The organism is Blautia sp. An81, assembly GCF_002161285.1.
In the GTDB taxonomy this organism is placed as follows: Bacteria; Bacillota; Clostridia; order Lachnospirales; family Lachnospiraceae; genus Blautia; species Blautia ornithocaccae.
The window spans coordinates 219,222-230,855 of the sequence record NZ_NFHH01000004.1; the positions used below are offsets into that span (position 1 = coordinate 219,222).

The following is an 11,634-nucleotide window of genomic DNA, read 5'->3' on the forward strand; positions in this document are numbered from 1 at the left end:
CAGAAGAGAAGGCGTCTGTACCGGTTTTCCGGGACAGACGCCTTCTTTGTGCATAGAGAACTCTGTTTCCTATACGCGAAAAGACAGACACAGCAGTATAATGGACTTTATTCGTCTTCTTCCTCTGGTTTTATCTTTTTGATCACAGTGCTGTCTCCGATACGGTGGTTTACCACACTATGTACCTGAATGCTGAGATCTTCCGTTTCACAGGAGAAGGTCTCTCCGTTTGCAGGAACACGTCCGATTACATCGCAGACATAACCATTATAAGTATCGAAATCTTCCGTAGGAAGCTCAATGTCCAGAGCCTCGGCTACGTCTTCCAGATCTGCGGAACCCTGAATCTCCCAGGTGTTTTCTCCGATCTGCAGGATATCCGGAGACTGTACGGCGTCCTCTAATTCATACAGATCGCCTACCAGAGCCTCGATCAGGTCATGAAGTGTGATCAGACCGGACATACCGCCGTATTCATCAATCAATACGGCAATGTATTTTCTGGAAGTTTTCATATTCTGGAAGAGAACATTTGCTTTCATGTTTTCTGGTACAAACCAGGGTTTATCAATAGCATTCTTTACAATTTCCTCTTTCGCCTTGTTTTCCATGCGGAAGTAATCCTTCGTATTCAGGATTCCTACGATATTATCTGTGTTTTCCTTGTATACAGGATAGAATGTGTGCCGGCTTTCAAAAATAATTCCCTGCCAGGTTTCCAGACTATCGTTGATATCCAGAGAAGTTACATCAATACGATGAGTACAGATCTGCTCCACGGATATATCATTAAAATCAAATACATTCTGGATCATTTCCGTTTCACTCTGATCAATGGTGCCCTGCTGGCTTCCCTCGGAGAGCATCATACGGATTTCTTCTTCTGTAACCTGTTCTTCACTTTCATTTGGATCGATGCCGAGAAGCCTCAGCACACCGTTGGTAGATACTGTAAGAAGAAATACCAGGGGAGTGAAGATCTTGGAAATCGTGTATAAAGGACCAGCCAGTGCCAGGGAAAGGGATTCTGTCTTTTTCATGGCAATACGTTTGGGAACCAGCTCACCGAAGACCAGGTTAAAATAGGAAAGGATCACGGTGATAATAATAACGGAAACCGAACTTAAAACACTTCTGGGAATGGGTACGCCCAGACCTGCAAACAGATCTACAAGAGGATCTGCAAAATAGTCTGCAGCAAAAGCACTGTTCAGAAATCCGGCTAAGGTAATTACAACCTGTATGGTAGCCAGAAATCTTGCAGGCTGTTCGGTCAGCTTTGTCAGTTTAATAGCCTTTTTGTTTCCCTCTTCTGTGAGCTTTTTCAGTTTTGCATCGTTCATGGAAATTACAGCAATTTCCGCACTGGCAAAAATAGCATTTAAAAAAATCAATACAATTAATAGAATAATCGAGCCAATCATAATTTATTATTTTCCTCCAATGTTATATTATTAAGAAACGCAAAAAGGGACGGTCACACAAAAAAGAACAGAAAAACCTTCTGTTTACTCCCTGTGTAACTGCCCCGTTATGTATTCATAATAATAAACATGGATTGGCAGAATTTCGATATTTGCAACTACAAGTGTCAGGATCTCCGTCCATGTAAATATTCACTTCCTTTCTGATTTGCTAATAAAATTATCATATATGGCGGAAGTTGTCAAGAAAAACCTCTTTTTCAGCAGGGAGAAGTACAAGGTTTTTCTTTCTTTTATGGGAAAAGAGTGCTATAATAATTATCAGAAAATTGTTCGTGAGTCTAAAGACCCTTGCGGCAGTCGCCAAATGGACATGCAAGCATGCCCCCTTGGCTCGTTGCTCGCAGGAATAAAGAGATTAACAGAAAATCTCGAGAGGAGGCATGGTTATGGAATTAGAAGCAAGGATGTTTAAAGTCTATGCAAAAGGAGATGAAAGGATTCAGTTAAAGATTATTCCGGGGCACTTTGTTACGTCCCAGTCTCATATCAGTCACTATCTGGATATGACAACTATGAAGACGAGATGTGCAGAGGCTGCCAGGATTGCAAAACTTCTTTCCAGCAGATATGAAACCACAACGCCGGTAGATTCTATTATCTGCATGGACGGTCTGGAAGTGATCGGAGCCTTTCTGGCAGAGGAACTGGCAAAAGCAGGGGTATTATCCATGAATGCCCATAAGACTATCTATATTGTAACTCCGGAGTTTAATTCCAATGGCCAGATGATCTTCCGTGACAATATCCAGCACATGGTACGGAACCGGAATGTGGTAATCCTTATGGGTTCTATCACCACGGGCGCCACTCTCCGTCAGTGTATGGAAAGCGTATTATACTATGGCGGCGTTATTCAGGGGGTTTCTGCAATATTCAGCGCAGTGACCAAAGTAGCAGGTCTGGACATCAATTCTGTATTTTATAAGCAGGACATACCAAACTATGAGTCTTATCCTGCTGAGCAGTGCCCTATGTGCAAAAAGAAAGAAAAAATCGACGCCATCGTTAATGGATACGGGTATTCAAAACTCTAAACATTTGAAATGCCCCTATCATCTTAAGGGAAAATGTGCTATATTAATAGCCTGGACAGATTTGTCTGTCCGGGCTATTATTGTATAAAAAGAGGCCCTGAGAGAGGGGCCGGATATAAAATACATCAGGAGGAATGATTATGAAATTGGAAGCAGTACCTGGATACCAGCTGATAATGCAGCAGGAAATCCCCGATATTCATTCTCAGGGATATCTGCTGAAGCATAAAAAAAGCGGGGCCAGAGTCATGGTGCTGGAAAATGATGATAACAACAAAGTCTTTAATATTGCCTTCCGGACTCCTCCGGCGGACAGCACAGGAGTGGCTCATATTCTGGAACACAGCGTATTATGCGGCTCAGAACATTTCCCTTTGAAGGATCCTTTTGTAGAGCTGGTGAAAGGCTCTCTGAATACCTTTTTAAACGCAATGACTTATCCGGATAAGACTATGTATCCTGTTGCAAGCTGTAATGACCAGGATTTTAAAAATTTAATGCATGTATATCTGGATGCGGTATTTTTTCCGAATATTTACAAGAGGGAAGAGATTTTCCGCCAGGAAGGCTGGCACTATGAAATGAAGGACCTGAACAGTCCTGTTACTATAAACGGCGTAGTATACAATGAAATGAAAGGGGCTTTTTCTTCTCCGGAAGATGTGCTGGACAGGGAAATTTTCAATTCTCTGTTCCCGGATACCCCCTACGGCGTAGAATCAGGGGGAGATCCTCAGTATATTCCGGATTTGAAATATTCCCAGTTCCTTTCCTTCCACAGCCGGTATTACCATCCGGCCAACAGCTATATCTATCTCTATGGAGATATGGATATGGAAGAAAGGCTGAACTGGATGGACAAGGAATATCTTTCAAAATATGATGCTATACCGGTAGACTCCGCCATACCCAGACAGAAGTCCTTTGACAAGGCAAAAGAAATCGAGATGGAGTACCCTATATCAGAAAGTGAGCCTGTGGAAGAAAACTCCTATCTGTCTTATAATCTGGTGGTCGGAGACAGCCTGGACGTAGAGAGATGCACTGCCTTTGAGGTGCTGGACTATGTGCTTTTAAGCGCTCCGGGAGCCCCCCTGAAGCAGGTGCTTCTGGATGCAGGCATCGGTAAAGATATCCTGGGCTCTTATGAGGATGGAATTTATCAGCCGTTCTTTTCCGTTGTGGCCAAAAATGCCAGACCAGAGGATAAGGAGAAATTTATTTCCCTGATCCGTGAGACGCTGGAAAAGATTGTGAAAGAAGGAATCGATCAGAAGGCCGTGGCTGCCGGTATCAATTATATGGAGTTTCGGTTCCGGGAAGCAGACTATTCTTCCTTCCCTAAAGGACTGATGTATGGAATTGATGTATTTGACAGCTGGCTTTATGATGACAGTAAGCCCTTTGACCATTTAAAACGTCTGGGTATTTATGAAAAATTAAAGGAAAAGGCTGAGACTGGATATTTTGAAAAATTAATTCAGGAATTTCTTCTGGACAATACCCATGCTTCTGTGGTAGTGGTAAATCCAAAGAGAGGACTGGCTGCCCAGAGAGAGGGAGAGCTGGAGAAAAAGCTGGCAGACTACAAGGCATCTCTTTCCCAGGAGGAACTGGAAAAACTGGTAAAAGATACGGCTCATTTAAAAGAGTACCAGGATGCTCCGGAAACAGAAGAGGCCCTTAAGACCATTCCTCTTCTGAAGCGGGAAGATATTGGAAGAACCAGCGGCAAGATTTATAATACAGAAAAGCATTCCGGAGAAACACTGATCCTTCATCATGATCTGTATACAAATGGCATCGGCTATCTGAACCTGCTGTTCGATACTAAGAAAGTACCTTCCAGACTGGTTCCTTATCTGGGAATCCTGAAGTCTGTGCTGGGCTATGTAGGTACAGAGAACTATACCTACGGAGAGCTGTTTAATGAGATTAATGCTAAGACTGGCGGGATTTTCTTTGGCATTCAGGTGTTTGGCAATGCCAAAGACAACCGGATCACTACCCACATGATGGGGATAAAGGCTAAGGCCCTGTATAAAGACCTGCCTTTTGTCTTCCGGATGATAAGGGAAATTCTCTGCACTTCAAAACTGGATGATGAAAAGCGGCTGTATGAGATCATCGCCAAGATGAAATCCAGAATGCAGATGAGTATGGTTTCTGCAGGCCATTCTACGGCGGTGAACAGAGCTCTGTCTTATTTCTCTGAAAATTCTTATTTCCAGGAAAAGATTGCAGGAATTGATTTTTATAATCTCATTGATGAACTGGAGAAAAACTTCCAGGAGCGGAAAGCAGAGATCATAGACAATCTGAAAGAACTTATGGAACTGGTATTCCGCAGAGAAAATCTTGTTGTCAGCTATACAGCGGACCAGGAAGGATACGGCTATCTGGAAAAAGAAGTGGAAGGGCTGAAGGAAGTTCTCTGGAAAGGAGAACTGGAAGATGCCCAGTTAAATCCAGCATTTGAAAATAAAAACGAAGGCTTCCAGACCTCAGGCCAGGTTCAGTATGTGGCCGTGGCAGGAAACTTTGCCGAAGGAGGATATGAGTATACGGGAGCTCTCCGGATTTTAAAAGTAATGCTTAGCTATGAGTATCTGTGGACTAATATCCGGGTAAAAGGCGGAGCTTACGGCTGTATGAGCGGATTCCGGAGGACCGGAGACGGATTTCTGGTATCTTACCGGGATCCTCACCTGAAGAATACCCTGGAGGTGTTCCAAAAGACAGGAGACTTTATCCGTTCCTTTGACGCAGACGAGCGGGAGATGACAAAATATATTATCGGAACCATCAGTGAGATAGACGCGCCCCTGACTCCTTCAGCCAAAGGTTCTATGTCTTTGAATGCCTGGTTTTCAGGGATCACCAGAGAGGATATGGAAAAAGAACGACAGGAAATCTTAGACGCTCAGCCTGAGGATATCCGGAATCTGGCAGGAATCGTAGACACTATTGTAGGCCAGAACAGGATCTGCGTGATCGGAAGTGAAGAGAAACTTCAGCAGGATAAAGAAGTATTTAAGGAAATCAAACATCTGCTGTAGAGAAAAGAGGAGAATATATGAAGGAAGATTTTAAATCAGGATTTGCGGCTATTATCGGCAGGCCTAATGTAGGAAAATCCACGCTGATGAACCATCTGATCGGCCAGAAGATTGCCATAACATCTCGAAAGCCTCAGACTACCAGAAACAGGATCCAGACGGTATATACCAGTGAAAGAGGACAGATTGTGTTTCTGGATACCCCTGGAATACACAAGGCAAAAAATAAGCTGGGAGAATATATGGTAAATGTGGCCCAGAGGACCTTCCAGGATGCAGATGTGATCCTCTGGCTGGTGGAAGCCTCTGATTATATCGGAGCAGGAGAGAAGCATATTGCCCAGCAGCTTCAGAAAACAAAGCTGCCGGTGATCCTGGTCATGAATAAAGTGGACAAAGTGGAGAAAAAACAGGTGGCAGGGTTTATAGAGGCATACAGAAAGCTTTATGACTTTGCGGAGATCGTGCCGGTGTCTGCCCTGCGTTCCGTAAATCTGGATACCCTTTTAGAGTGTATATTTAAATATCTTCCTTACGGCCCTCAGTTTTATGACGAGGATACGGTAACCGACCAGCCCCAGAGACAGATCGTGGCAGAAATGATACGGGAGAAAGCCCTCCGCTGCCTGGAAGAGGAAATCCCCCACGGTATTGCAGTAACTATCGAGAGAATGAAAGAACGTCCTCAGGGGAATATGGTAGATATTGACGCCACCATTATCTGTGAAAGAGATTCCCACAAAGGAATTATCATAGGCAAACAGGGCGCTATGCTGAAGAAGATCGGCAGTCAGGCCAGAACAGAAATTGAAAATATGTTGGAAACAAAGGTAAATCTGAAGCTTTGGGTAAAAGTGAAGAAAGACTGGAGAGACAGTGATTTTCTTATAAAAAACTTCGGATATGACAAGAAGGAAATCTGATGAGCGATTTGATAACAGTCACTGGCATGGTGTTGTCTGCCACGCCGGTGGGAGATTATGACAAAAGGCTTGTGCTCCTTACCAGAGAGAGAGGGAAGATCACAGCTTTTGCAAAAGGTGCCAGACGGCAGAACAGTTCTCTTCTGGCAGCGGCCAATCCTTTTGTTTTTGGCGCTTTCTTTTTATACGAGGGAAGGACTGCCTATCAGATGCGCTCTGCCTCAGTTATCCATTATTTTTCTGAACTGGCAGGAATCCAGCCGGGAGTGTATTATGGATTTTACTTTCTGGAGCTGGCAGACTATTATGCAAGGGAAAATGCAGATGGAAAGGAAATGCTGAATCTGCTGTATGTGACCTTAAAGGCGCTGATCAAAGGACAGGTGGACAATGTGCTGATCCGGTATATTTTTGAGCTGAAGCTCATGACTATCAATGGAGAATATCCTTCGGTATTTACCTGTGCAGGCTGCGGCACAACTGAAAACATAGAATGGTTTTCTGTGGAAGATTCCTGCGTCTACTGCTCTTCCTGTGGAAATGTGCAGAAAGGCCTGATCCATGTAAGTCCCGCTGCTCTGTATACCCTTCAGTTTATTATTGCCGCAAAGCTGGAGAAGCTTTACTCCTTTACTGTGACCAGAGAAGTCCGGGAGGAAGTGGGAAGGGTGATGCGGGCTTATATGAAAAGGTACATAGACCGGGAATTTAAGAGCCTGGAAATCCTGAAAATCATGGATTAACAGGGAAAAACAGCCTTTTAGTAGTTGAAAAGAATGTTTGCAGCAGTTATAATATGGCTTATCGGTGAGACAATCCCAGGAATCCCACGGAGTTTCTGAGGAAATATTGTAACAGAGGAGATCATACAATGGAAAAGACAATGGAAAAAATCGTAGCCCTGGCAAAATCCAGAGGTTTTGTGTATCCAGGTTCCGAAATTTACGGCGGCCTGGCAAATACATGGGATTATGGAAACCTGGGTGTGGAATTAAAGAATAATGTAAAGAAGGCCTGGTGGCAGAAGTTTGTTATGGAAAGCCCTTATAATGTAGGGGTTGACTGTGCCATCCTCATGAATCCTCAGACCTGGGTAGCATCTGGTCATCTGGGAGGATTTTCTGATCCTCTTATGGACTGTAGAGAATGTCATGAGAGATTCCGTGCAGATAAGATCATTGAAGATTACTGTGCAGAAAACCACATCAAGCTGGAAGGCAGTGTAGACGCCTGGAGTCAGGAAGAGATGAAGAACTTTATTGAAGAGCACAATATCCCCTGCCCAAGCTGCGGAAAGCATAACTTTACAGACATCCGTCAGTTTAACCTGATGTTCAAAACTTTCCAGGGCGTTACAGAAGACGCGAAAAATACCGTATATTTAAGACCTGAGACTGCTCAGGGAATTTTCGTAAACTTTAAAAATGTCCAGAGAACTTCCAGAAAGAAACTTCCATTTGGTATTGCTCAGATTGGAAAATCTTTCAGAAATGAGATCACTCCCGGAAACTTTACTTTCCGTACCCGTGAATTCGAACAGATGGAACTGGAGTTCTTCTGTAAACCGGACACAGACCTGGAGTGGTTTGCCTACTGGAAACAGTTCTGTCTGGACTGGTTATACAGCCTGGGATTGAAGAAAGAAGAAGTCCGCTATCGTGACCATGATAAAGAGGAGCTGAGCTTTTACAGCAAGGCCACCACTGACGTAGAATTCCTCTTCCCCTTTGGCTGGGGCGAGCTGTGGGGAATCGCTGACAGGACTGACTATGACCTGTCCCGTCACCAGGAAGTATCCGGACAGGACCTGACTTACTTTGATGATGAGACAAAAGAAAAATATGTTCCTTATGTAATCGAGCCTTCACTGGGAGCTGACCGTATGGTTCTGGCTTTCCTTTGCAGCGCTTATGATGAAGAGGTTCTGGACGCAGAAAAGAATGACGTCCGGACAGTTCTTCATTTCCACCCGGCTCTGGCGCCAGTGAAAATAGGTGTGCTTCCACTTTCTAAAAAGCTGGCAGAGGGAGCGCAGAAAGTTTATCAGCAGCTTTCCAAGAAATATAACTGTGAATATGACGACAGAGGAAACATTGGAAAACGTTATCGCCGCCAGGACGAAATCGGTACTCCTTTCTGCATCACCTATGACTTTGACTCTGAAAATGACGGGGCAGTTACCGTAAGAGCCCGTGATACTATGGAACAGGAAAGAGTAAAGATTGAAGATCTGAAAGCCTATTTCGAAGAGAAATTTGATTTTTAATCTCAGGGGCAGATTTAAGACCCAGGAGAATATCTGACTCCGGCAGCAGAGCCTGGAAGGGCAGGTTAGCTGCCAGAACCAGGCTGACAGAACAGAAAAAGACAGCAGAACCAGAGCGTGTGAAGCTCTGGTTCTTTTTATGAGGAGAATGGAAATGGACGAAAGAGAAGAGCTCTTAAAGAGAGACCGGGAAAAAGAGAAGAGACGGGAGCAGCGGAGGCTGGAGAGGGAACAAGAGCTGAGAAAACAGATGGTGATGGGTGCAGGCGTTCTGGTGGCTCTGGTGGTGGTCCTGATCATCAGCATTACTGTGGGAATAAACATTTCAAGGAGGGCAAAGGCGGAGGCTGCAAAAGAAAAAGCAGAACAGGAAAGATTGGCCCTTGAAAAAGAACAGGAAGAAAATACGATAGAACTGCTGGCAGTAGGAGACAATATTGCCCACCAGACTATACGTGAGGTGGGGATGACTGAATATGGCCCCTGGAATTATGATTCTGTTTACCAGTATGTAAAAGAAGATGTAGAGGCAGCAGACCTGGCTCTGGTAACCCAGGAAACAATTTTTGTGGAGGATCGTGAGGATGTTTCCGGCTATCCTTCCTTCGGCACCCCGCCGGAGTTTGGAGATGCCCTGGTAAATACAGGGTTTGATGTGATCGCCAGTGCTACCAACCATGCTTTGGATAAAGGCACGGATTCTATAGAATATACTCTGAACTGGTGGGAGGAGAACCATCCGGACATTTCTGTGCTGGGGCTTTATGACAGTGAGGAGGCAGCAGAAGAAATCCCGATTATTTCTTGTAAAGACCTGAAGCTTGCCATGCTGGATTATACATATAGCCTGAATGGCCTGGAACTCCCCTCAGATCAGGAATATATGGTAGACGTTTTTGACGAGGAAAAGGCGAGAGAAGACATCCGCCAGGCAAAAGAACTGGCAGATGTGGTAATTGTAGTCATGCATGTGGGAAACGAATATGAGCAGGATGTAGACCAGGAGACTCAGGAATGGACCGATATTTTCCTGGAAGAGGGTGTAGACATTGTGATCGGTTCTCATCCCCATGTGGTCCGGACTATGGAAACTCTTACGGGAGAGGACGGACATAAAATGCTGGTGTACTATTCTCTGGGGAATTTCACTTCCACGCAGACGGATCTTCCCAGCCTTATGGGAGCCATGGCAAAGATTACCGTGAGAAAAAACATTGAGACTGGAGAGATTGAAATACCTGAACATGAATTTATACCTTTACTCATGTATTATAATAAGGAGATTCCTCAGGCAGCTATTTACAAACTGGAAGATTATCCTCAGGAACTTATACAGCAGCATTTTGTCTATGAGGAAAATCCAGAAGAGTTTTCCCTGGAATATTATCAGCAGCTTTTTGAGGAGACAAAAGCAAAAGGAAATGATGAAGATATCTGAATTTTCTTAATTGTATAAAATGCACAAACAAATATAAATTTTAAGAGAAACTATATGCAAAAAATCCATGTCGCTATTGCTGGCATGGATTTTATTTGTTATAATATTCACCATAAGACCGCAGCCAGTGGTATGCTGAGTCAAAAGGAGGAGAAGACATCATGGCAAAAAAGAGAAATATTATCGTAGGACAGTCCGGCGGACCAACCGCCGTAATCAATTCAAGCCTTGCAGGAGTATATAAAAACGCCATAGAGCGTGGATTTGATAAAGTATACGGTATGCTTCATGGGATCCAGGGGCTTTTAGATGAGCAGTATGTAGACCTTTCCACCCAGATTCATTCAGAATTGGATATCGAGCTTTTGAAAAGGACTCCCTCTGCATTCCTGGGCTCCTGCCGTTTTAAACTGCCGGAAATCCATGCAGATAAGGATATTTATGAGAAAATCTTTGGAATTTTAAATAAACTGGACATTGATACCTTTATTTATATCGGCGGCAATGATTCTATGGATACGATTAAAAAGCTGTCAGATTATGCGATCCTCACCGGACAGCCCCAGAAATTCCTGGGAGTGCCAAAGACCATAGATAATGACCTGGCTCTTACAGACCATACCCCGGGATTTGGAAGCGCTGCAAAATATATCGGAGCATCTACTAAGGAAGTTATCCGTGACGCTCAGGGCCTGACCTATAAAAAGAATATGATCACCATTATGGAGGTCATGGGAAGAAATGCAGGATGGCTTACAGGAGCAACAGCTCTGGCAAAATCAGAGGACTGTGACGGACCGGATCTGATCTACCTGCCGGAAGTTCCTTTTGATATCGATAAATTCCTGAAGAAAGTGAAAGAACTGCTGAACAAAAAGTCCTCTATTGTCATCGCAGTTTCCGAAGGAATCAAACTGGCAGACGGAAGATACGTGTGTGAACTGGGCAATGCGGGAGACTATGTAGATGCCTTTGGCCATAAACAGCTTCAGGGAACTGCCACCTATCTGGCAAATTTCCTGGCAGCAGAGTGCGGCTGCAAAACAAGAGCCGTAGAACTTTCTACTCTTCAGCGCAGTGCCTCTCATATGGCTTCCAGAGTGGACATTGACGAGGCATTCATGGTAGGAGGGGCAGCGGTAAAGGCTGCTGACGAAGGAGACACAGGAAAAATGGTGGTTATTGACCGTATTTCTGATGATCCTTATATGAGTGCTACAGGCATCTATGACGTGCACAGAATTGCCAATGAGGAAAAGCTGGTTCCCCGTTCCTGGATGAACAAAGAAGCTAACAATGTGACAAAAGATTTTGTGGATTATATCAAGCCTCTGATCCAGGGAGATTACCCACCTATCATGGTTAACGGCCTGCCAAGACATTTGGTGCTGAAAATGAAGAGAAAATAAGGAAAACTTCAAAAAACT

The 11,634-nt window shown here is 44.1% G+C and carries 9 protein-coding genes; 8 read left to right on the top strand and 1 reads right to left on the bottom strand.

The annotated features are described in order from the left end of the window. Nucleotides 1-107: 107 nt before the first annotated feature. Nucleotides 108-1,424 (bottom strand): hemolysin family protein, encoded by a 1,317-nt coding sequence (locus B5G33_RS05850; RefSeq protein ID WP_087417004.1) that lies wholly within the window; start codon nucleotides 1,422-1,424, stop codon nucleotides 108-110. A 229-nt stretch (nucleotides 1,425-1,653) separates the two neighbouring features. Here B5G33_RS05850 and B5G33_RS21055 point away from each other — a divergent pair, with 229 nt between their 5' ends. From B5G33_RS21055 to B5G33_RS05885, 8 genes are all read left to right on the top strand, one after another. Continuing rightward, on the top strand, nucleotides 1,654-1,899 hold the full coding sequence (locus tag B5G33_RS21055) for a hypothetical protein (RefSeq protein ID WP_143276498.1): 246 nt from the start codon (nucleotides 1,654-1,656) through the stop codon (nucleotides 1,897-1,899). Beyond that, nucleotides 1,874-2,521: a phosphoribosyltransferase gene (locus B5G33_RS05855; RefSeq protein ID WP_087268944.1), complete on the top strand. Its 648-nt coding sequence runs from the start codon at nucleotides 1,874-1,876 to the stop codon at nucleotides 2,519-2,521. The genes B5G33_RS21055 and B5G33_RS05855 overlap by 26 nt, the downstream gene beginning before the upstream one ends. A 140-nt stretch (nucleotides 2,522-2,661) precedes the next feature. Beyond that, nucleotides 2,662-5,580 (top strand): insulinase family protein, encoded by a 2,919-nt coding sequence (locus tag B5G33_RS05860; protein WP_087417005.1) that lies wholly within the window; start codon nucleotides 2,662-2,664, stop codon nucleotides 5,578-5,580. Nucleotides 5,581-5,597: 17 nt separating this feature from the next. Next, complete coding sequence (era, locus tag B5G33_RS05865; protein WP_087417006.1) at nucleotides 5,598-6,503, top strand: GTPase Era; 906 nt, start codon at nucleotides 5,598-5,600, stop codon at nucleotides 6,501-6,503. Beyond that, nucleotides 6,503-7,246, top strand: a complete 744-nt coding sequence (gene recO / locus B5G33_RS05870) for a DNA repair protein RecO (protein WP_087417007.1) — start codon at nucleotides 6,503-6,505, stop codon at nucleotides 7,244-7,246. Before era ends, recO begins: the two co-directional genes overlap by 1 nt. Nucleotides 7,247-7,374: 128 nt before the next feature. Continuing rightward, nucleotides 7,375-8,769 carry a glycine--tRNA ligase gene (locus B5G33_RS05875; RefSeq protein WP_087417008.1) on the top strand — a complete coding sequence of 465 codons (1,395 nt, stop codon included), beginning with the start codon at nucleotides 7,375-7,377 and terminating at the stop codon, nucleotides 8,767-8,769. 154 nt (nucleotides 8,770-8,923) lie between these two features. Continuing rightward, entirely contained in the window at nucleotides 8,924-10,207 is a 1,284-nt protein-coding gene (locus tag B5G33_RS05880) for a CapA family protein (RefSeq protein WP_087417009.1), read from the top strand. 161 nt (nucleotides 10,208-10,368) lie between these two features. Further along, the gene (locus B5G33_RS05885) at nucleotides 10,369-11,616 is read left to right on the top strand and encodes a 6-phosphofructokinase (RefSeq protein ID WP_087417010.1); all 1,248 of its coding nucleotides are present in this window, start codon (nucleotides 10,369-10,371) and stop codon (nucleotides 11,614-11,616) included. Nucleotides 11,617-11,634: the final 18 nt, after the last annotated feature.

Bases quoted from the DNA above. Each gene is read 5' to 3' on its own strand.
- B5G33_RS05860 (WP_087417005.1), top strand. From the start codon at position 2,662: ATGAAATTGGAAGCAGTACCTGGATACCAGCTGATAATGCAGCAGGAA.
- B5G33_RS05880 (WP_087417009.1), top strand. From the start codon at position 8,924: ATGGACGAAAGAGAAGAGCTCTTAAAGAGAGACCGGGAAAAAGAGAAG.
- B5G33_RS05855 (WP_087268944.1), top strand. From the start codon at position 1,874: ATGGAATTAGAAGCAAGGATGTTTAAAGTCTATGCAAAAGGAGATGAA.
- era (WP_087417006.1), top strand. From the start codon at position 5,598: ATGAAGGAAGATTTTAAATCAGGATTTGCGGCTATTATCGGCAGGCCT.
- recO (WP_087417007.1), top strand. From the start codon at position 6,503: ATGAGCGATTTGATAACAGTCACTGGCATGGTGTTGTCTGCCACGCCG.
- B5G33_RS05875 (WP_087417008.1), top strand. From the start codon at position 7,375: ATGGAAAAGACAATGGAAAAAATCGTAGCCCTGGCAAAATCCAGAGGT.
- B5G33_RS05885 (WP_087417010.1), top strand. From the start codon at position 10,369: ATGGCAAAAAAGAGAAATATTATCGTAGGACAGTCCGGCGGACCAACC.
- B5G33_RS05850 (WP_087417004.1), bottom strand. From the start codon at position 1,424: ATGATTGGCTCGATTATTCTATTAATTGTATTGATTTTTTTAAATGCT.
- B5G33_RS21055 (WP_143276498.1), top strand. From the start codon at position 1,654: ATGGCGGAAGTTGTCAAGAAAAACCTCTTTTTCAGCAGGGAGAAGTAC.